This window comes from Desulfosediminicola flagellatus (assembly GCF_005116655.2).
GTDB lineage: Bacteria > Desulfobacterota > Desulfobulbia > Desulfobulbales > Desulfocapsaceae > Desulfopila > Desulfopila flagellata.
Genome location: NZ_CP050698.1, coordinates 3,989,926 through 4,011,080, shown reverse-complemented (window position 1 = coordinate 4,011,080; position 21,155 = coordinate 3,989,926). Strand labels below are relative to the sequence as shown.

Annotated in this window: 17 protein-coding genes and 1 riboswitch; of the genes, 5 read left to right on the top strand and 12 right to left on the bottom strand. The window is 44.5% G+C overall.

The window, feature by feature from the left end; genetic code table 11:
* Nucleotides 1–382 precede the first annotated feature (382 nt).
* The 4 genes from FCL46_RS16565 to FCL46_RS16550 all read left to right on the top strand — a co-directional run bounded on the left by FCL46_RS16565 (nt 383) and on the right by FCL46_RS16550 (nt 6,503).
* Complete coding sequence (locus FCL46_RS16565; RefSeq protein WP_153307116.1) at nt 383–2,149, top strand: flagellinolysin; 1,767 nt, start codon at nt 383–385, stop codon at nt 2,147–2,149.
* A gap of 778 nt (nt 2,150–2,927) precedes the next feature.
* Nucleotides 2,928–4,256, top strand: coding sequence for a hypothetical protein (locus FCL46_RS16560; protein WP_136806525.1), 1,329 nt, complete (start codon nt 2,928–2,930; stop codon nt 4,254–4,256).
* A gap of 665 nt (nt 4,257–4,921) precedes the next feature.
* Nucleotides 4,922–6,166 (top strand): DEAD/DEAH box helicase, encoded by a 1,245-nt coding sequence (locus tag FCL46_RS16555; protein WP_136806526.1) that lies wholly within the window; start codon nt 4,922–4,924, stop codon nt 6,164–6,166.
* Between the two features lie 136 nt (nt 6,167–6,302).
* Nucleotides 6,303–6,503 carry a cold-shock protein gene (locus FCL46_RS16550; protein ID WP_136806527.1) on the top strand — a complete coding sequence of 67 codons (201 nt, stop codon included), beginning with the start codon at nt 6,303–6,305 and terminating at the stop codon, nt 6,501–6,503.
* A gap of 532 nt (nt 6,504–7,035) precedes the next feature.
* Here the strand turns inward: FCL46_RS16550 and FCL46_RS16545 are convergent.
* The 4 genes from FCL46_RS16545 to FCL46_RS16530 all read right to left on the bottom strand — a co-directional run bounded on the left by FCL46_RS16545 (nt 7,036) and on the right by FCL46_RS16530 (nt 11,454).
* Entirely contained in the window at nt 7,036–8,625 is a 1,590-nt protein-coding gene (locus FCL46_RS16545; protein ID WP_136806528.1) for a hypothetical protein, read from the bottom strand.
* Between the two features lie 480 nt (nt 8,626–9,105).
* Nucleotides 9,106–9,672: a transposase gene (locus FCL46_RS16540; RefSeq protein WP_167505814.1), complete on the bottom strand. Its 567-nt coding sequence runs from the start codon at nt 9,670–9,672 to the stop codon at nt 9,106–9,108.
* Nucleotides 9,673–9,805: 133 nt separating this feature from the next.
* Nucleotides 9,806–9,883: riboswitch (cyclic di-GMP riboswitch) on the bottom strand.
* Between the two features lie 397 nt (nt 9,884–10,280).
* Entirely contained in the window at nt 10,281–10,823 is a 543-nt protein-coding gene (locus tag FCL46_RS16535) for a type 1 glutamine amidotransferase domain-containing protein (protein ID WP_136806530.1), read from the bottom strand.
* A 469-nt stretch (nt 10,824–11,292) separates the two neighbouring features.
* Nucleotides 11,293–11,454 (bottom strand): hypothetical protein, encoded by a 162-nt coding sequence (locus FCL46_RS16530; protein ID WP_153307117.1) that lies wholly within the window; start codon nt 11,452–11,454, stop codon nt 11,293–11,295.
* Nucleotides 11,455–11,591: 137 nt separating this feature from the next.
* Here FCL46_RS16530 and pepT point away from each other — a divergent pair, with 137 nt between their 5' ends.
* On the top strand, nt 11,592–12,845 hold the full coding sequence (gene pepT / locus FCL46_RS16525) for a peptidase T (RefSeq protein ID WP_217909453.1): 1,254 nt from the start codon (nt 11,592–11,594) through the stop codon (nt 12,843–12,845).
* Between the two features lie 150 nt (nt 12,846–12,995).
* On the opposite strand, the gene modC is transcribed toward pepT, so the two are convergent.
* From modC to FCL46_RS28900, 8 genes are all read right to left on the bottom strand, one after another.
* Nucleotides 12,996–14,051, bottom strand: coding sequence for a molybdenum ABC transporter ATP-binding protein (modC, locus tag FCL46_RS16520; protein ID WP_136806531.1), 1,056 nt, complete (start codon nt 14,049–14,051; stop codon nt 12,996–12,998).
* 3 nt (nt 14,052–14,054) lie between these two features.
* Complete coding sequence (modB, locus tag FCL46_RS16515; protein ID WP_136806532.1) at nt 14,055–14,735, bottom strand: molybdate ABC transporter permease subunit; 681 nt, start codon at nt 14,733–14,735, stop codon at nt 14,055–14,057.
* 16 nt (nt 14,736–14,751) lie between these two features.
* The gene (gene modA, locus FCL46_RS16510) at nt 14,752–15,522 is read right to left on the bottom strand and encodes a molybdate ABC transporter substrate-binding protein (RefSeq protein ID WP_228723236.1); all 771 of its coding nucleotides are present in this window, start codon (nt 15,520–15,522) and stop codon (nt 14,752–14,754) included.
* A gap of 337 nt (nt 15,523–15,859) precedes the next feature.
* Nucleotides 15,860–17,476, bottom strand: coding sequence for an ABC-F family ATP-binding cassette domain-containing protein (locus FCL46_RS16505; RefSeq protein ID WP_136806534.1), 1,617 nt, complete (start codon nt 17,474–17,476; stop codon nt 15,860–15,862).
* A gap of 99 nt (nt 17,477–17,575) precedes the next feature.
* Nucleotides 17,576–19,198 carry a ribosomal protection-like ABC-F family protein gene (abc-f, locus tag FCL46_RS16500; protein ID WP_136806535.1) on the bottom strand — a complete coding sequence of 541 codons (1,623 nt, stop codon included), beginning with the start codon at nt 19,196–19,198 and terminating at the stop codon, nt 17,576–17,578.
* A 363-nt stretch (nt 19,199–19,561) separates the two neighbouring features.
* Entirely contained in the window at nt 19,562–19,717 is a 156-nt protein-coding gene (locus FCL46_RS16495) for a hypothetical protein (RefSeq protein WP_153307118.1), read from the bottom strand.
* 739 nt (nt 19,718–20,456) lie between these two features.
* Entirely contained in the window at nt 20,457–20,810 is a 354-nt protein-coding gene (locus FCL46_RS16490; protein ID WP_136806536.1) for a DHCW motif cupin fold protein, read from the bottom strand.
* Nucleotides 20,811–20,935: 125 nt separating this feature from the next.
* Entirely contained in the window at nt 20,936–21,097 is a 162-nt protein-coding gene (locus tag FCL46_RS28900; protein WP_217909452.1) for a DUF1737 domain-containing protein, read from the bottom strand.
* Nucleotides 21,098–21,155 lie beyond the last annotated feature (58 nt).

Below are 21,155 nucleotides of genomic sequence, written 5' to 3'. Positions count from 1 at the left end.
GAAAATCAGGAACTGAGGGAGTGGGGTTTAATACACAGATAGTCTTAAAACTCCCCGAAATATATTGGTATTCAATAATAATTAAAAAATGAACTAAAGATTGAGTCCGAGGCTGACGATACAAAGTGGCATAAATAGTTTTGGACTAAATAGTAGAGATGGTGGGTAGGCGTTACGAAAGTAGGTATCCATCAATTTTTTTTGCTTGTCACTCTTTGCAAGAATGAGGTTCCAATAGCAGGCGAATTTGCTTTTTTAAAGCAGTTCTCAACTCATTAATATATTTTGATATATCTGTGATAAAGCTTTAAACGATTAGATCTAGAACGTTAGCAGCCATCGGTCATTGGACGACCTGAAGTATGAATGCCAGGAGGGCATTATGTTGACGATCAACACAAATACCAGTGCTATGTTTGCCAATCGGACATTCGATTCAGGGCAGACAAAGCTTGAAGACAGCATGAAAAGGCTTTCTTCAGGGCTGCGTATCAATTCAGCATCCGATGATGCTTCTGGTTTGGCTATAACCGACCGAATGACCTCCCAGATCCGGGGACTCAATCAGGCTGTAAGAAATATGAATGATGGCATATCTCTTCTGCAAACTGCAGAAGGTGCCATGCAGGAAGCCACCAATCTTCTGCAGAGAGGGCGCGAACTTGCTGTGCAAGCTGGCTCTGCAGCTTTAAGTGTTAATGATAAACAGTCATTACAGGCTGAAGTTAATCAGATTAATCAAGAAATTAATAGGATTGGTAGTGCGACATCGTTTAACGGTCAATTCATTTTACGTGATTCAGGCAGTAGTGGTGGATCGCTTGACAATGACAAACTCGACGTCCAGAACGGGCTGCGAACAGGATGGTTGCGCAATACCGAACAGCTCATTACAGACCAGTTTGGCTTAACAGGTATAGGTTCTGATTTAAATATTGTTTACGAAACGGATTCAGGTGATGGATTTGTTGCCTGGGTCACGAACACATATAGCGGCCTGACAAAAGAAGCCGTTGCACAGGAACTCCACATAGATCTTTCGGACTTTACCCCGGTTACAGATCAGGACGGCGGTACCGGTCCATATTTCAATGACAGAATAATCGCCCATGAGATGGTTCATGCCGTCATGGGGGTAACGATGAACAGCCTTGACCTGAGTACATGGTTTCAGGAAGGTTCCGCCGAACTTATTCAGGGTGGTGATGAGAGGCTTGCCGGTGCGATTAATACAGTTCTTGCCGGAAATGGTAATGATGTCGATGCCGCGATAAATGGATTGGTAGCCACTATCGGAGGAGCATGGAATGATGGAAGCGATCCAACCCTGTTAAATCAACAGTATGCAACTGCCTATGTGGCAACCAGGTTTATCCATGACGCCATCAAAGATGCAGGCGGGACAGGGATCGACGAACTGATGGGCTTGTTGAGTACCAATAAGGACGATAACACTTACGGATTGGACGAAGCATTTGCCGATATCAAAACCAATCATTCAGATTTTGCATATAACGACGAAACAGCATTAATTACCGCTTTTACAGCCGCAAATGGAGTTGGCTTTGATTACATGAAAGATATGTACACAAGCGGAGATTTAAGTAACAGCGATACCGGTGCTATAGGCGGACTTGATGCAGATGAAGGCGAAGTCAAAACAGCAAGCAGTGTTGTGCCCAATGGTGCTCCGTATGATGAAAATCCTTTAGAAGGTTTTACAGCTATCTGGGAGGATGTGAGTCTTAAAGCTACAACTGCCTCTAACCTTACTCTTCAGGCAGGCGCCGGGTCAGGTGAAGTTATAACTGTTTCGACAATTGGTATAAGTGCAAATGCCTTAAATGTTGAGGATGTGGATCTTGAAGAAAATTATGATATCGCTATCGTAAAATATGATGACGCGTTAGGGATAATTAATGAAAACCGTGGTCAGCTGGGCGCGCAGATGAATCGTCTTGAACACTCAATACGCGTAAGCTCGAACACCATTGAAAACCTGAGTACAGCCCGATCCCGAATCCTTGATGTAGATATTGCGCAAGAGACATCTGCACTGACCAGGCAGAATATCATTCAACAGGCATCTGTTTCTATGCTGTCACAGGCCGGGATTAATCCGCAACTCGCATTGCAGTTACTCTCATAATAGCAGCACTCATCATAATGACATCGAGAATAGCTCGAGTCCGGTATCCGGATTCGAGCTATTTTTTTATGTACATGCGCCTAAACTGACCCCGGAGACTAAACTGATTGGTGTGTTATTTTTTTGAGATATTGTCTGCTTAGTTCATTGCTGGCAGCCCAATACATATATTTCTCATATCGTTATGACGTTGTGGTACTGGCAAGGGCGTTGATTCGAATATAGAATAGAATTAAAAGCGTTTAAATGAAGTGTTTAAACAGATCAGTATCTGGCGAAAATCATAAAGATAACAATCAAGCTCTTTCAAAACTATATAACGGATCTGAAGTCTAAGTCCTTAGTGTCCCGTAAACGCTGATCTGTCAGTATCTTACTTGTCCTTTTTCGCTCCAGTGCTGTTGGTGTATGTGTTACATAGCACAACTATGCGCCACATACACCGACAGCACTGGAACATAAAATTACGGTGCAATATACCGACATTCCATCATTGACGTGACACTAGTATCATATGTATCACGCTGCTGATCAAGATAATTACCGGGCAGCTAAAGCAGTATTTGTAGTGATATCGTATTAACGCGATGAGGGCTGTAAATTCACTATGAACAGTCACTCCAGTAAGATGCTTCACATATGAGTAAGCTATACAGATATATCCTTGTAAATCCGGGAAAGAAATACAGTCATATTGCATAAAAAAATTCAGTTTCTCCTGGCGGGATGAGGAGGAATGTGGCGCAGGCTGTAATGTACATTCAAGGGAGGTAGTGCAATGGGATATTTAAATACTGCTATGAATAGTGGTGCGGCGTGGGGAGAGATACAACAAAAATTGCATCAAAGAGTTGAAGTCGATTTGAATGAGGTCAGCAGGGTGATTGAGCTTGCCAGACGCACTCCCGGACTTGCTCAATATGAAAAAGAGTTCCATGAGCTATCAATATTTTTTGAGATAGCAACACAGTACTATCAACAGAATGATCCAGCCGGGTTATCCGGATTAGTGGAGTTCTGGGATAAATATCGTGCCGGTGTCATGCAACGCTATACCGCAATAACACCAGTGGAATTGCGTGCTGCTGATAGTATTGTAGCTGATATTTTCAAACATTTTTTAACTGGTGTTCCAAATGAAAGGGTTGCGTATTCCATCAATGCAACTCCTCTTGTTTATGGTGGTGAGGGTGGACTGGGAGGCTATTACACTCATCCTCCGGGTTGGAACAGACCGTTTGCAATTATTAATCTGCCTCATTCTGCATTTGATAATGTCTGGCAATGGCTGGCACTACCTCATGAGACAGGCCATGACACCTATGTCACAGTAGAGGGGCTTCAGCACGATATTGAAACAGCCTTGGAAAACAGAATGACCGCTGCCGTTCAGGGCGGAGAACTGGAGATGTCTGAGGTGGTAATTGATCTGAGACCTTTGGGATTGGATTATACCCATACGTATACAGGGGCGGAATTTATCTCAACGATTTGGAAGAGGTGGGCAAATGAAGCACAGGCGGATATGCTTGGACTTCTCAGTTGCGGCGGTGCAGCTATCGTAGCCTTACAACAAATAATAGGATTTGGAGTCAAGGATTACTGGAGTGTATTTCTTGCTGAGGGAGGGGGGATTGGAGACGCACCGGAAGAACATCCCACATCCTATGTCAGAAATGCCTTGAACATAGCAGCTCTTAGAAGGATAAGCGCAGGGCACAATGCACTTGCTGACGAGATTCAGACGCGTTTTGAAGCATTGCGCCCAGTAGCCGATTTCGTTGAATGGCATATTACTGATGAGCATGTGCTGGCCAGATGCCCTGTCAAAGAGATGGTGAAGTCGGCTGAAATTGCGGCGGACGTTATTTTAACCAACGCCATGCCTTCCCTTGGCAATAAAACATATCAGAAGTTGATAGATTTCAGCGTGGCCGATCAGACTATTGTTGATCAAATGGCAGAGCTTCTGGTCGCTGGTAATCCTACCTTTTCGCAGGTAGCGGGTGGTTCACCAAGGCATTGCCTTGCAGCTACAATGTTTGCTTTTGAAAAGGATACAAATAGGGCGGATGTTATCAATCGAACATTTAAGCATTTTATCTGAAATAGATTGTGTGATTCAGGTGAGCAATGATGAAATTATGGCATGATGTTTGTAAATGAAACAGGAGTAGATTATTTACTTTACTTAGCAAGCAGATACATCCTGGGCATACTGTAATACTGGTGTTCAGGATGTATTGTTTGATGGGAGATTCAACGTGATGATGTCAAATTATCAGCCTAAACGGATTCGAAAAGGACGTAATTAGCAATCCTAAGAGAATCCTGGGTTTATTCCTTTTGATTCCGAGTCAGGGAAAGTAGAAAATGTTATCATAATCTACAACTGAGAATTTCTATTAGTTCAGGTTGCTGAAATTAAGGTGTCTTTTAAAAGAAATTAGTATTATTGCAAAAAACAGATAGCATTAATTAAAGAATAGTGTATAATAGTAATCCTACATCCAGTAAAGTAGAAGTAACCTTCCTTTCTGTAGTCCTTAAACTTCGTTGTGGTCCAGCGCCTAACATCGCTATAGAAGTTCATACTGCATACTGCAATACTTACATTGGAAAGCGGTGTGAATGTGAAAACTGATAGTCGGCCCACAAGTCATACCAGCAGCTATCATATACGGTGTTCGTGTATTTGATCAAAAATAAGCTAAAGTATTTGGAAACAGGCTCACTCTTTAGTGCGCATTTCCAAAGTACAATGGAGTTTTAATGGGTTTTAAGAAGTTTAATTTTTCTAAGCAGATACATGAGAATATTGGTCTTTGTGGATATTCCAAACCTACACCGATTCAGGAACAAGCTATTTCCCCTATTCTTGCCGGTCGTGATTGCGTAGGCCTTGCTCAAACCGGTACAGGGAAAACCGCCGCTTTTGTTTTACCTATTCTTGAAAAGTTATTAAGCGGACGACGAAATGGCACACGGGCGGTAATTATCGCTCCGACCCGAGAGCTTGCTGAACAGATTCACCAGAATGTAAAGAGCATGGCCCGAAAGACCTCACTACGCAGTGCAGTCATTTACGGCGGTGTTGGTAAACAATCCCAGTTAAAAGAGTTGCGTTCCGGTGCTGACATTGTTGTCGCCTGTCCTGGAAGGTTGCTTGATCTACTTGGTGAACCCGGTGTTTCCTTGAGAAATGCAGGAATCCTGGTTCTTGATGAGGCCGATCACATGTTCGACCATGGATTTCTCCCGGATATTAAGAGGATAATCCAGAAGTTGCCAAAAAAGAGGCAGAATCTTATCTTTTCTGCCACCATGCCTAAAGAGATAATTCGCCTTATTGATAATATCCTGACTAATCCGGTAAGGGTGCAAGTAAACCATACCGCTCCTGCAAGTACAATATCACATGCCTGGTATAAAATATCGCAGGCCAAGAAGACAGTTCTATTAAAAGAATTACTTTCTAATCAGGATATCACCAGTGCAGTAGTTTTCACTCGCACAAAGTTTAAGGCAAAAAATCTGGCTATACAGCTCGACAAGAAAGGTTATAGTGCTGTCGCTCTGCAGGGAAACATGTCCCAGCTGCAGCGAACGAGAGCTATGGAAGGTTTTCGTGACGGCACCTTCAGAGTTCTGGTTGCAACCGATATCGCAGCACGAGGTATTGACGTGTCTGATATTTCCCATGTAATCAACTATGATCTACCTGATACAGCTGAATCATACACACATCGGACCGGTCGAACCGGCAGGGCTGAAAAGCACGGTCATGCTATCTCTTTTGCTGATAAGGGAGATATGTCGATGATAGCCCTTGTTGAACGCAATCTCGGCATGAAAATGTCCCTTGAAACAATAGAATTACCGCAGGTGATAGAAACTCCCAATAGACGGCCGGCAAGTAAAAGGCCTATGGAGAACTCACCAGGCAGTAAACAAAAAAGATATGCCGGCAAAAGGAAGAATAGTCGTAGTAATGCTGTTTCCCCTGTTGCCAGATAAATGTAATAGAAACGAATTAATGGTAATTCCGTATTCTTTAAATGCGGAATTTCCGATCAAATTGGAAAAGTCTTCGGTTTGATCGTATACCAAACCAGCCCCCAATTAGGGGCGTCCCAAAAAGGAGTAGTACAAAATGGTTGAAGGAACAGTTAAGTGGTTTAATGATGCAAAAGGTTTCGGTTTTATTGAGCAGGATGGTGGTAAGGATGTTTTTGTTCACCACACCGCAATACAATCTGAAGGATTCAAATCACTCGAAGAAAACGCTCGCGTAAGCTTCGACGTGGTTGACGGTCCTAAAGGACCTTCTGCAGCAAATGTTGTTCAGTTATAAGAACTGCATTTACTAACTGCTTTAAGCCCCGCATTTTTGCGGGGCTTTTTTTTTGCTTTTTTTTTTAAGAACCCTTAAAAAGACAAATCCTCCAGGTATTTCGACTTCCCAAAGTCGTGATAAGGAGGCTCATGAACAACATGAGAAGCATACATAGTTTAATGAATAGTTTATAAGTTCGCTAGGTAGAGATGGACAAAGGGGGGTAGGTTTGCTTGTGCCTTTTGAGAATTTAGGAATTCCGAGTAACAAACTCTGCTTTTTTCATTTATTATTAGTTTGTTACCTGTCTTGCTTTCTCATGTTGATAGGTGGAAAGTCAAGGTCTACCGAGGTGGCAGCTCCGCCAGTTGTCACCTTAGTTACTACTCAATTCTGCCCAGACGAGAAAGTCCGCTTCTTCATTGCTTGACGTCTGCAACCAAGCTAACAGGCCGGAAGCACAGGGGTGATCTTCCGACCTGTGTTTGCTCAATATCTAAGCTCTAACGAATGTATTGATTCCTCGCGTTATCTTCTTATCATTCTTGAATTAATGCCCGCCACCACCGCCGGAGGAAGTGACAGTAGTTATTTCCTCTACCATGTTGTTTGACGAATTTACGTCGGGGTTAGTCTCGTCAAGCAGCAAGTCGGCCACCACCTCTGCCTTCCAGTACAGGGTGCATTCTATTTCCACTTTGGGGACAAAGCGAGCCCAGGTATAGCTGAGGCCAGCTGGCAGAGGAGGTTCCAGATCGTCTGGATCGTCCGAAAAGCAGAAGTTCTCATTGTAATGAACTACACCGTCTACACCGTCAATATGTGCATCAACATAAACACAACCGCTTGCCGCAGCCGGGCCGGCGTTCTGGACAGTTACGATGACCTCTCGGTCCTCCGCGCCTACAATCATCCGTTTCGGAACCTGCAGACCGGATTGTTCACTGATGCTGAGATCAAACCAGTCACTAGCCGCAACCTCACATCTCACCGGGGTCGCAAGGATTTCAGGCACCTCCCATGTATGCACAAACTCGATGGTGGCGCGGGTATCATCAGCAGCCTGGATAAAGCCGCTTATCCCTTCAGCGACCAGATCCTGCCCAGCTTTCAATTCAGGCACGGCCTCCAGTATCGGTCCTTGAGTCACCACAAGGCTCGAGTCATCCAGCGCGAGATACTCAAACCAGCCATCTTGGACTTCACCAGAACTGTTAGGGATGTAGGCCGGCGAGGGTAAAAAGCTGAAGTTATTTCCCCTGTCATATGAAAAGGTATCAAATTCCAGGTAACATTTAGGTACAACCTCCATCAGCCCTTGGACCTCTTGCCGAACATCGATGCAACTGTAACCGAACAAGGCATTGCCGCCTTCCTTGGCAAAATCCAGAATTTCGTTCAAGTATGAAAGCAGGTCCACGGTGATCTCACCCTCTTTATCCGAGGACGCGCCAAGACCGCGCGCAGCTGTCATTGCGACTTCATAGGCTGTTTCACCAATATAAACGTTATTGTCCAACTCGCCGTCCTTCATTATTTTCCAGAATATTGCCAGATTCTGCAGAGGAGAGTCTATGGCGTGGCTCTCCACCACACCTTCGCTGAGCTGGGTGCTGTATACGAACCTGCCAGCTGCATCTCTGGAGAGGCAGCCTGCCGTGGTAAGGCTATACAGCGCCTCCTGCAACTGCTCCTCAAGTACATCCTCCGGTGAGCGGACGAGGTTGATCCGACCAAACTCAACTTCCATCAGCAGAGATTCGTAGCCGGCCTTGGGGGCGCAGGTAACCGGGTCCACCGGCACCAGGCAAGCAGAAACCTCGCCGCTAAGATTTGGATTCGTGAGTTCACAGTCATCAAACATCTGGGAGGCAATGGGTTGCAGGCAGAGACCGCCGATTGCATCATCCGGAGTACACTCTACATCGAGGACTTCAGGGCAGACCGCAGCGCTGGTCACAGGAAAGCCATCACTGTAGCGGTACAGAACAACCTGGTCACCATAGTCCGGCTGGTCAGTATTGCCTCCACCGCCTCCACCGCCTCCACCGCTACCTGCAGCCATAACAGAGACGCCTCCGGATAGAGTCATAATGATCGTTAGGCATATTGCCAAAATGTAGCATCTTTGTTTTCTCATGAGTTACCTCCATAATACGTTTGGCAGTGCTTGAATGAGACAGCGTCGTACACATTTGCAGACTCTCTGTCCCCCATATTCAACCAACGAGGAAGCGTCAACCTGTTCATTAAACCGCACGGTTATGAAATATTCTTCCTCGTTTGAGAGCACAGCAGCATCGTTATGGCATGTATCAACATAAAAGGAGGTAATCCCCCCCCCCGTTCTTGGCAGACGGCAACACACCGTACGCAAGGTCAATTGGTCCAGAATGTGGAGCCGTTGAATTAAGCGTTCTGTATACGCTTTCACCTCAAAGCCCCGCGAACTCCTTGGCCGATTGAGTTATTGGTGTAGCCAAACATTGTATATCTATCTTTCAAACATCACCTTTTGCTCAAAACTCCTTCTGAGTTTGAACTCCAGCGCATACTAAAGGTTGTGCTGGTATTCGATCTGTAGTGGCCTGGCAAGGTGCCACTCCATTTATATTTCTGATTACAACCAATCCTCAGCAAGCCTAAGTTGATGTTCTGGGATTTGGCAAATATTTGATGAATAGTAGATACGTGACTCCAATAATCGTTTGAGTTTGAAACGTCTATTGAAGCGAAAACAGAATCCCCCTAGATAGCGGAGTAAGTGCATGTGATCTATTCCATTATAGGTACCTTTGATCGTGTTTTTCACGTTACCTATAATGGTATTAAGCCAGTCAAATACCGTGAAATCGGGAGAGTTGTATCGGTCACTAGTTAGCATAGAGTAATGAAAGTAATGGATATCCTGAAGGATTGTAACCCGAGCAAGACCATCGGAAACAACTATAGTGCTGGGTTTCAGATGCAACTGACCCCACCGAAGTATTTCTAAGGAGCTGAAACCTTCAATACGACTGAATCGTATAAAATAGTATTGCCTGTAACCATATTTGGGGCAACTGTACCCCTTAGGGCACTTGAGTTTAAACAGATGGTCGCTGCATTGATTTTCTGAGCCGAACTGTAATTGAAAATCAAACAAACTGACACCTTGTTGAAAGTGAATGTCGCTTCTTCTTGACATGACATACCTTCTAGTTGGGTTTGGGTAAGTATGACATTGGTGGGTACTCATATAGTGACAACCCCCCTAGGAAAAATTGCCAAACTGAGCTTTAGTGGTAATCAGAAAAAAAAAGCCGGACTGCCTTGTAAATAAAGGCAGCCCGGCTATCATCTGGTGAAGATCCGTGGCTTTCCGTCCCTGCCTCTCAGCAGGTTTGGCGTTTACTTATTTAGTTCGGATCAAAAGAGTGACCATATAATAATTATATAAAGGAACCGCGTAGTCGCAATAAGACTGCGTCGTACATAGGGTGTTTTAATTGGAGGATACTAACTATCCGTTCTCTATTGTATTGAAATGTATTTTGAAAAACGCTCAGCTGACAGATAAAAAAATGTGATTTTTTCTATAAAAGCATAAACCAAATAGTGAAAATGTAATGGTCTATTTAGACAGATCTCAATGTAGTTTTATAGGGATGGTGTTGTTTCCAAAGAGATCACTTTTGCTTAATCTTCTTGACGTATAGCTCGAGTTCGAGATGCGGTGTCGAGCTATACGTAAATTCAGTAGTTGGTTTTATACAGAGGCAGCGCCAGAAATTGAGGAATGCGTATTAACGAATGTTAGCTCTTTTGCTTACTCAATACCTCAATACAGCCAATACAAAAATCAGGGAGATCGTCTGGTTTGCGGCTAGAGACGAAGTGGCGATCAACGATTACAGAGGCATCTTCCCAGATTGCGCCTGCATTTACAAGATCGTCCTTAATGCCGGGTGATCCTGTCACCCGAACGTTTTTATACACGCCTGCAGATATCGGCATCCAGCCACCATGGCAAATTGCTGCGACAAGCTTACCGCTTTCATGAAAATCTTTGATAAGCTGCAAAACTTTAGGGTCACGCCGAAGTTTATCCGGCATAAAGCCACCGGGGCAGAGCAGTCCATCAAAATCTGCAGCATCCATATCATCGATCCTGGCGTCGGATTTGCACGGGTAACCGTTTTTTCCTGCATAGACGACATTGGCATTTTGACCGGCCACAACCACCTCAGCACCTGCTTCAATGAAACGAAGCTTTGGATACCAGAGTTCAAGATCTTCGTAGATATCTCCGACAAAACACAAAATTTTCATGCCTGATAAGGGCTTAGGACCTGTCATGATTAACTCCTTGTTTGTGAATAGTATGTAAATTTTTTATGTCGTTACCTCGGAGCCTGTCGGATTATACCCTTTCTGCGGACTCTTCGCTTACCTGCCCATCTCGGGGGGATTTCCTGAAAATCAATGCTGCAGGTAAGCGAAGACTCCGATATCAAATATATGGCTGTGCTTGATTTGTTGAAAATCCCTTGAACTGAGAAAAAATGCTATAGCCCGACAGACTCCTAGAATAACAATAAAGAAGTGCTTTGCAATAGTTCAAAGGTGCAGATGGTATAGAGTATGAATTGTAAGGCACTTTGAAGTATTCCTCTTAGGATACGTTGACTTTTAGGGCGATTTTAAGGTTTTAACTGTCAGCTATCGATCTTGGCATAACTAACTATGTTTTTTGCAGTTGGAGTAGTATAAATATGTAATTTTGGCGGTCTAGAATTCGGCTGAAGTGGAGTCACTCACTTGGTTGTTAAGGATTCGACTTCTTTAACCATCTGGACATTTCCTGTGCCCGTCTGATAAGCTTGTGTTGGTCGTCGCATCCTCGAAAGCGTAACTCCATAATCATAGCTTCCAGTAGTTCTTTTGTTTCATTGAGCTTATGTTGAAGTTCTTCGTTTTTTGCATGCATTAGATTTGCCATTATTACTAGGAGGTTGTCCGGGAATCCCCTTTCTTGCCAACTCTACATATCACGAGGCAGGGATTAGGTATTTTATCCCTAAACATTATGGTTTCTTTTCATTGTATTACACTATGGGGCAAAGCATGAAATTGCATATTCCTGTTTATGAGCTCGTTGAGCGTTTTACCCGCTACGTTAAAATAGATACACAGGCAGCAGAGCATTCAGATACATATCCCAGCACTCTGAAACAGCTGGAACTCTCTAAGATGCTGGTGAGTGAGCTGAAAGCTATGGGGCTCAGTGATGCGGAGATTACAGAGCATGGTTATGTGTTTGCAACTCTTCCGGCCAATACGGATAAGAGGGTGCCGGTGATCGGATTTATCGCCCATGTGGATACGTCTCCTGATGTGAGTGGGGCCGGGGTGCAACCGGTGATCCACAAAAACTATCAGGGAGGAGACATTGTTCTGCCTAAAGACAACACTTTGATACTTACTCCATCAGAGAATCCTGCGCTGGTTGATTGCATTGGCCATGATATTATCACTACAGATGGAACCACGCTACTCGGAGCTGATAATAAGGCGGGAGTAGCAGAAATAATGACAGCGGTTGATTATCTGCAAAAGCACCCTGAGATTGTTCATGGCCCAATTCGTATAGGCTTTACTGTTGATGAAGAGGTGGGGACAGGCACCTTGCATTTTGATGTAAAGCAGTTCGGGGCGGATTATGCCTATACCATTGATGGTGGTCCTGCAGGTGAAATAGAAGATGAGACCTTCTGCGCAGATTCTGTCACCCTTGTGATGGACGGCATAAACATGCACCCGGGTTATGCTAAAGGAAAGATGCTTAACTCTCAGCGAATCGCGGCAGAGTTAATTGAGATGCTGCCGAAAGATTCGATGACTCCTGAGACTACAGAGAAACGCGAAGGGTATATCCACCTGCATAGCATTACGGGTACTGTTGAACATACAGAAATGAAATTTCTCATTCGTGATTTCAGTGTGGATGGCCTTAAAGAAAAAAAGGATATGATTGCCGCTTTTCTTAAGGCGCTTAAACTCAAATATCCGCGTCTGGATTTTGCGATGGTGATTGAAGAAAGTTATCGCAATATGAAGTATGTGCTTGATGAACACGCTCTGGTGACACAGTATGCTTTTGAGGCGGTAAAACGAACGGGGCTGGAGCCTAAGCAGGGCCTGATACGAGGTGGCACTGATGGTGCCAGGCTATCGTATATGGGCCTGCCTACACCAAATATCTTCACTGGTGGGCATAACTTTCATTCAAAGAAAGAGTGGGCTTCAGCACAGGTAATGGAAAAGACCGTCGAGACTATAATCCATCTCGCAACTATCTGGGAAAATCCGGGTAACTAATCTGCTATCCAGAAAGGGGTGGGGATAGCAGAATATTCCCGGCCTTGAATCACTGTTTTTATTATTCGCCACAGTGGCTGTTTTGAACTGTTGTAATACTGTCTTCAGAATTCTGAAAATTATGAGCCCTGGCAGGATACCTGTGCGGGATTAATAAATTCGCTTAAACGCAGAAGCTTTTATTGCAGCAACAACAGTGCTGCCGGGCTGAATGCATAATTCTTTAACAGACTGCGGAACAACCTGTGCAACTAACTCATTATTTCCGCAAATCAGCTCAACCCTGACCCTGTTACCTAACTGGTAGACATTTTTTACGCGGCATTTTAGCAGATTGCGGGCGCTTGTCGCTTCCGGATGGCGTTTAAAAAGAATAATCTCGCTGGCTTCAAGTTCAAAGAGGTTTTCTTCCATCTCACCGGCTTCACAAAGAATCAGGTTCGTATCGTTCCAGTTATAGGCAAACAGGTCATGATGCTCTGTAGATCTGCCAAGGCTGAGCAGGTTAACATATCCTCTTCGACCGTTATCCCAACTCGATCTCGCAAGGGATTCTGTAGCGATATGCTGTTGTATCCCGCCTTTATCTATAACAAGTACTTCGGATGTCATCATCCGCATTTCAAGCATGGAGTGGCTGATAAAGAGCAGCGGAATTTTAAACTCTGAAAAGACACGGTTAAGGTAGGGAATGATCTGAAATTTAAGATCCTCGTCGAGTCCGCTCAGTGGTTCATCCATTAAAATAAGTCGGGGGCAGGTGAGTACGGTCCTGGCAAGTGCGACCCGCTGGCGCTCACCACCGGATAAAGAATTGACCTCACGTTTAAGCAGAGAAGCAATGCCCAGCACTTCAAAAATATCATCAGGCTGAATACGCCGTTCTGTTGCAGCTGTTCGTTTGTATCCATACATAACGTTTTTCTGAACGCTCATATGGGGAAATAAATGAGCATGCTGAAACACCACACCTATTCGGCGTTTATCAGGCTTGATGTTAATGTTTTCAGCGCTGTCAAAGAGGGTTTGGTTATCGAGCCGGATGTGCCCTGAATCTGCAACATCAAGACCCGCGATAAGTCCCATGAGTGTAGATTTTCCGCTGCCTGAAGGGCCAAAGATGCCTGTTTTATCAGCTGTAAGGGTAAAGGCGGTGTTCAGGCTGAAGTTGCCGACCCGCTTTTGCAGATTGATATCGAGTTCCATGACCTATCTCCTTCTGATCTTTCTGGTGGCAGCTTCACTAACCAGCAGAACAGTGAACGATAAGCCGATTGATACCATACACAGCGCCAGCGCCTTTGCGTCACCTCCGGGTACACTGGTGTACTCATAGATGGCAAGAGGGATAGTCTGGGTGACTCCGGGAATATTACCTGCAAGAATGACGGTCGCGCCGAATTCGCCGAGGCTGCGGGCAAACATCAGTGACATCCCGCCCAGAATTGCCCGCGAACATAGCGGCATGGTGATGGTGAAAAAACTGTCCCACCAGCTCGAACCAAGTGTTCTTGCAACATTGAAATATGCAGGATCGATAGATTCCATACCGATTCGGATGGATCGTACAAGCAGTGGGAAACCAACAACCGCCGAGGCGATCACAGCGCCTGTGAGCGTAAATACAATCTGTATGTTGAAGTAGTTGAGGAATTTTCCAATCACCCCATGTTGACCAAAACCCAGCAACAGTAAATACCCTACAACGACCGGAGGAAGCACCAGAGGAAGATTGATAATCCCTTCGATGACCGATTTACCCCGCATTTTTCCAAATGCCAGCATATAGGCCATGGCAATCCCGAGCGGAGTAGAAAGAAGTGTGGCGGTAGAGGCCACCTTAAGTGATAGCCCGACTGCCTGAATTTCCTGGGGTGATAATGTAAACATAAACGCGTATCAGATCCTACCTGGCATCAGGAATGGTAAATCCGTATCTGGTCATAATTGCCTTTGCTTTATCCGAGAGTACAAATGTATAAAATTCGTGCGCATCTGTTTTCTCTGTTCCTTTTTTGGTAAGCGCAACCGGATACGCGATTTGAGTATGCAGTTCTGGCGGGACCTCAAAAAGAATTACCGCATTTTTGGCCAGAAGGGCATCAGTCCTGTAAACAAATGCTCCATCAGCTTCACCGCGATCGGCGTAGATCAGCGCCTGCCGAACATCTTTAGCCATGACAAGTTTACCAGCCTTAAGAAGGCTGTCATACATGCCCGATGCAGTCAATACCTGCATGGTATACTGACCAGCAGGAACGCTTGCCGGGCTACCGATACTAATGCGCTTAAGGGTTGATAAATCACTGATCGAAGTGGCCTTTGTGGTTTCCCAGCCGACAAAGACCAGGCTGTTATGAGCAAATATCTTCAGCGACTGATCATCAATCACCTTTTGCTCAACAAGGTATTGCATCCAATTGGGATTGGCTGAAACATAGAGATCCGAAGGTGCTCCCTGATTAATCTGTTTGGCGAGTGCTCCTGAGCCTGCAAAATTTGGCGATATGACAATTTCAGGGTGGTCGACGCTAAATTCTTTAATCAGTTCACGAAACACTTCTGTCATACTGGCGGCAACGGATATTCGAATATCCCCAGCCCATACATGAGATTGACAGGATACCAGAATAATCATGGAAAAAAGCAGAATGATAAATGCTTTGTTGAGGTTCATTGCCTGTTCCTTCTTCAGTGATGATTCAGATTAACGAAGTAGGTAGTGTTTGCGCACCGTAACTAAGAGTTCAAACAAATGAAAGCATAAATAATGCCAGAAATGGTGCGTTTCTCATAGGATCGATATGAATAGCGCATGGCTGTGATTTCAGGTGGTTGTCTTTGGGTGTACTCTGTGGTGTATCAAGACGTTAGGTCGTGTCGGAACAGTACAATACGTCAATTTTGTATAAAGTCTACAATTTTGTATGCCGGGAATAAAAGAGACGATGACGGTGTGGGAGAGCCGGGCTGCCAGGAATGACAGCCCGTTAAGCTACAGCTGGTCGGGGTGGTTATGCCCGGTATGTTTCCTGAAGTTCCTGTACACCTTTATCTTCGAGATAATCGTTGTAAGGAACCATCTTGTCGACAACTCCGCCAGGCATTATCTCGATAATTCTATTCGCAACTGTGGCCATCAGCTCATGATCATGAGAGGAGAAGAGCACAATCTCAGGATATGTACTTAATCCGTTGTTGAGTGATGTGATCGATTCAAGATCAAGATGGTTTGTAGGCTCATCAAGGATAAGGGCGTTAGCATCACTCAGCATCATTCTGGAGAGCATACATCGTACTTTCTCACCACCGGACAGGACGCTGGTCTTTTTCATCGCCTCATCACCGGAGAAGAGCATCTTGCCAAGGAAACCACGGGCAAAACTCTCTCCTTCAGTTACAGGAGTATATTCGCTCAGCCAATCTACCAGAGTTTTATCTTTTGCAAAGAAGGCACTGTTTTCTTTAGGGAAATACGAGGTACTCATAGTGAGGCCCCAGCGGAATGTGCCGCTGTCCGGCTCAAGTTCACCAGCGAGAATCTGAAAGAGGGTTGTGATTGCTACGTTGTTGGTTCCGATAAAACCTATTTTTTCGTTTTTGTTGACTACCATAGAGAAATTATCGAGCACCTTAACGCCGTCAATTTCTTTTGAGATAGAGTCGACTTCAAGAATCACGTCGCCACATGCACGGCCGGGTTTGAAAAGGATATACGGGTATTTTCGTGAAGAGGCCGGCATATCTTCCATCTCAAGTTTATCGAGCAGTTTCTTTCTTGAAGTTGCCTGTCGTGCTTTAGAAGCGTTTGAGGAGAAGCGGGCGATAAATTCTTTTAAATCTTTTGCTTTAGCATCAGCTTTGCGGCTGGCATCCTGGCGTTGTACTTTTATCAGCTCACTTGCCTGGTACCAGAAATCGTAGTTACCGACATAGACTCTAATCTGGCCGTAATCGATATCGGCCATATGAGTACATACCTGATTCAGGAAATGTCTATCATGGGATACAATGATAACGGTATTCTGAAAGCGTTCGAGAAAGCCTTCAAGCCAGGCGATAGATTTTCTATCAAGGTTGTTTGTAGGCTCATCAAGAAGGAGGATATCAGGGTTACCGAAAAGTGCCTGTGCCAGTAGGACACGCACCTTCTCACCACCTTCAAGTTCCTTCATCTTTTTATCACGCAATTCTTCGCCGATACCAAGACCACTCAACAGAACTGCAGCTTCGGATTCGATCTCGTAGCCGTTCATCTCTGCAAATTCAGCCTCAAGTTCACCACTGCGGATACCATCTTCTTCGGTAAATTCAGTTTTGGCATACAGCGCGTCACGCTCAGCCATAACCTCATGAAGCCGCGCATGGGCCATAAGTACAGTTTCAGCTACGGTGTAATCATCGAACGCGAATTGATCCTGGTTAAGGAAAGCAATTCGCTGTCTTGCAGCAACAAATACTTCACCATTATCCGGATCTTTCTGGCCTGCAAGAATTTTCAGGAAAGTTGATTTACCGGCACCATTGGCACCAATCAGACCGTAACAGTTACCCGGAGTGAATTTAATATTTACATCTTTAAAAATAACGCGCTTGCCATATGCAAGCGCGATGTTGGAGGCATGAATCATGGTGTATCTCTATATAAAATGAGGAATATTGTCCCTGACTGCAGAGACAATAAATAGTTAATCAGCGTTTCAGCGTATTAGCAATAATGGGCCGGAATATTAATGGTCAGTGACCTGGCGAAGGTAATAGTCGTAGTCGCCTTCGAAGGTGCGCATTTCGCCGTGATCTATTTCGAATACGCGGTTAACGAGGGAGCGAAGGAAGTGACGGTCATGGCTTACCATAAGCACGGTTCCTTCAAATTTCTGTAGAGCTTCCAGTAATACTTCCCGCGAGAGAATATCAAGATGGTTTGTAGGCTCATCAAGAACCAGAAAGTTGAGTGGTCTTGCAAGGAGTTTTGCGAGAACTACCCGGCTTTTTTCACCACCTGAAAGATTTTCAATGCGTTTGTCGACATCATCACCCTGAAATAGAAAGGCAGCGCAGAGATTACGGATGGTACCGATATTCTCAAGGGGCAGAACTTCTTGTACAGCTTCAAAGACTGTGTGGCTTGGGTGAAGGATGTCCATAGAGTGCTGGCTGAAATAGCCGGTGGTAACACCTGCACCGATTGCAACATCACCATCGGTTGGCTCAGTCTGGCCGGTAATGACCTTAAGCAGGGTGGATTTACCTGCACCGTTTATACCGACAAGAGCAATTTTTTCAAGTCGTCTGATAGTGCCGGAGAGTCCGCTGAAAACCGGCTTTATATCGCCATTCTGGGTTTCCCACTCTTTACTGAGGTTTCTCAGGTGCAGAACGTCATCTCCACTGCGCGGAGGAACCGGGAAATCGAATTTCATCACCTTTTGTTCAGGCGGCAGAACGATTCGCTCAATTTTCTCCAGCTTCTTGATGCGAGACTGTACCTGGGCTGCGTGGGAGACACGGGCTGCAAAGCGAGCGATAAAATCTTCTTCTTTAGCGAGCATTTCCTGCTGACGTCGGAAACTTGCAAACAGCTGGTCTCTGCGGATTTCACGTTCACGCAGGTAGAAGTCATAGTCGCCGTTATAGGTGGTGGCCTGTCCGTTGGCAATCTCGATAATACGCGAGACGATGCGGTTCATGAAGTCCCTGTCATGACAGGTCATCAGCAGAGCACCCTTGTAATCGGATATCAGCCACTCTTCGAGCCATAGAATAGATTCTATATCAAGATGGTTTGTCGGTTCGTCAAGAAGAAGTACATCAGGATTGATCGTCAGAATCTTGGCAAGAGCAATTCGCATTTTCCAGCCACCGCTGTAAGTTTCTACAGGTAAGGTGAAATCTTCATCAGCAAAGCCAAGACCGCTCAGGACAGCTTTAGCACGCGAGTCGAGGTCGTAACCGCCGCGATGCTCAAATATCTCTGTAATTGTACCGTATTTTTCAAGTAAATCAGCAAGAGCATCATCATCCATCGGCTCACTCATCAGCGCTTCCATCTCGCGCATCTGGCGGGCCATTTCGACAACTTCGCCCGCTGCAGACATTACTTCTTCGAGTACCGTACAGCCGGACATTTCACCAACGTCCTGCGAAAAGTACCCGATTACGGTCTTCTTCGAGCAGCTGACCTCACCTTTGTCAGCGTGTTCTTCGCCAGTGATCAAACGGAAAACGGAAGTCTTTCCTGCGCCGTTGGGGCCAACTAAACCTGTTCTGGTCTGGGGGAGAATCTGCAGGCTGGCATCCCGAAAGAGAATCTGGGAGCCGTACTGTTTATGGATGCTATTTAAATGTATCATTATCGCTCAAGCTGCATATTGGAAAAATGGAGCGGAAAGTACCACAGGCATGATATGGATGCAAGGATATTGTGTGTAGAGCTATCTTGTTGATTATCTGTCTCTCCCTACGTGTCAAATAGAGCGTTGGGAATATGGATAATCGATCACTTTATTGCACAAATGAAAGAGGGTTTGTATTGGATAGGATCTACTTTGTTCAACAGGGGGATAGGTATGTTGTAGTACACAAAAAAGCGCAGCAAGAAGGGGATTTGTTGACTTCACCCGTCTACGCTGCGCTGGGTAAATATTCCACTGTAGTTTTTTAATAAATAATTATCTGGGGTTACAGTGGAACCGTATGGCTATGTTATTAGCCGGCTAATTCCAGATTACTTGAGTTTTCATATAAGCCAGTTGTTCTGTCCAATTAAGTTTTGCAGTATTCGCGGACTTTGCCTTCCTGTTCAGTGCACAGACAAATTGCCTGCCGTCTTTTACTTTCACAAGGATATATGCTTCGTATGTGCCTCTCATAGAATACTCCTTTTAGTAGTCTGAACTTCTTTCGGGTTATTTTTGGTACATCGTTTAATGAACTGCACCTTCATGTGGAACCCTTGTTCATGTAGACAACGGAGTAACTTTCAACTACCTCTTTTCATCCTGTTATGGATTCTGACATATACAACAGCACAAGAATACTTCCCCAATGTTTCGCTCTGGAATTATAGTGAAACATGACTGTATTATAAGGCTTTCAGGCGATCAACACCAGTGCGAAAGGAGAGAATTTACCGCTTTCTTACTTGTGAAGATCCTTGACTGTGGCGGGATGTAGTTTGTTTACCTTTGTAAGAAAAATCTTTGGACGGAAAAACGAGCACCTACTACATTTGTCCCGATTTGGTTGAGGAAAAGAAGGTGCTGAAAAAAAAATCATTATTTGGAAGGTGCAGTTCGAATAATACGTAGAGAAGTTGGAAATCGTATATGACCAGGTTGGGGCTTGAGGTCAATGTACCTAGGAGGCTGTCCGACAATGGCCTTTCGAAGTCTACGCTATCTGCCCAAACTCCTTCTGCTGGAGGTTTATGCTGAGTAGATATTATTAATTGAAATTACAGTAGATTTGTTTTCGAAATGATTGGTTCATTTTTGAAATGACTAATTCTATTGTATTACTAAGGTATTACCAATGATTTCAGGTACAGTATTGAAAATATGAAGGTCCAAAATTGATGTAATTCCAGCGAATTTTTCTCATAGATTCAAATCATGTTTTCAATTTAAGAAAATCACCATCGATTATCATCAATTTAACACCATCTTTGGTGACTGAACGATGCGAACTTAATTCATCTGAGACGACATAGGACATTCCCTGTGTCAAAATTGAAGACGTACCGTCTTCCTGTTCATTGATTACTTCTCCCTCCAAACAATGCACTATATGTCCCTTTTTGCACCAGTGATCTGCGACATATCCAGAAGAATATTCGACAATTCTAATTCTCAATCCATCAAATTGCAGGGTTTGCCAATAGGCGACACCTGTTTCACCGTGATGTTCAGTTTTAGGGATCTTCGTCCAGTCAACGGTCTGAAATGGTATGTTTTTATCATTCATTGTGAATCAACCTTGAAGATGTTTACGCAAGGTATGAATCCAGCGGATTGGAGAGTTTTCCGTAAGCCTTGCTGGAATCTGAATAATTACATTTTTGTTCGTGTTACTGAAGGTAATGCAACAGCTTACGCGGCGATTACTTTTTCTCCGTTATATGCGATTGCCGGATAACCGTAAAGAACATATCCCTCCTTGATAAGCTTTGAGATTCTTTTACAATATGTTGAGTCATCTTTTTCTGTGATTAAGCGATGAATCCCACCTTGTACGAGGTCATCACGAGGCAAAAAAAAGACAACCTCTTTCAAAATTAAAAGAGGCTGCCTTAAATGATTTATTATGTAG

Coding starts and splice junctions, on each gene's coding strand:
- modA (WP_228723236.1), bottom strand. CDS start 15,522: ATGAACCTCAACAAAGCATTTATCATTCTGCTTTTTTCCATGATTATT.
- FCL46_RS16495 (WP_153307118.1), bottom strand. CDS start 19,717: ATGAGAGGCACATACGAAGCATATATCCTTGTGAAAGTAAAAGACGGC.
- FCL46_RS16555 (WP_136806526.1), top strand. CDS start 4,922: ATGGGTTTTAAGAAGTTTAATTTTTCTAAGCAGATACATGAGAATATT.
- modC (WP_136806531.1), bottom strand. CDS start 14,051: ATGGAACTCGATATCAATCTGCAAAAGCGGGTCGGCAACTTCAGCCTG.
- FCL46_RS16490 (WP_136806536.1), bottom strand. CDS start 20,810: ATGAATGATAAAAACATACCATTTCAGACCGTTGACTGGACGAAGATC.
- FCL46_RS16545 (WP_136806528.1), bottom strand. CDS start 8,625: ATGAGAAAACAAAGATGCTACATTTTGGCAATATGCCTAACGATCATT.
- pepT (WP_217909453.1), top strand. CDS start 11,592: ATGAAATTGCATATTCCTGTTTATGAGCTCGTTGAGCGTTTTACCCGC.
- FCL46_RS16550 (WP_136806527.1), top strand. CDS start 6,303: ATGGTTGAAGGAACAGTTAAGTGGTTTAATGATGCAAAAGGTTTCGGT.
- FCL46_RS16565 (WP_153307116.1), top strand. CDS start 383: ATGTTGACGATCAACACAAATACCAGTGCTATGTTTGCCAATCGGACA.
- FCL46_RS16505 (WP_136806534.1), bottom strand. CDS start 17,476: ATGATTCATGCCTCCAACATCGCGCTTGCATATGGCAAGCGCGTTATT.
- FCL46_RS16530 (WP_153307117.1), bottom strand. CDS start 11,454: ATGCATGCAAAAAACGAAGAACTTCAACATAAGCTCAATGAAACAAAA.
- FCL46_RS16560 (WP_136806525.1), top strand. CDS start 2,928: ATGGGATATTTAAATACTGCTATGAATAGTGGTGCGGCGTGGGGAGAG.
- abc-f (WP_136806535.1), bottom strand. CDS start 19,198: ATGATACATTTAAATAGCATCCATAAACAGTACGGCTCCCAGATTCTC.
- FCL46_RS16535 (WP_136806530.1), bottom strand. CDS start 10,823: ATGACAGGTCCTAAGCCCTTATCAGGCATGAAAATTTTGTGTTTTGTC.
- modB (WP_136806532.1), bottom strand. CDS start 14,735: ATGTTTACATTATCACCCCAGGAAATTCAGGCAGTCGGGCTATCACTT.
- FCL46_RS16540 (WP_167505814.1), bottom strand. CDS start 9,672: ATGTCAAGAAGAAGCGACATTCACTTTCAACAAGGTGTCAGTTTGTTT.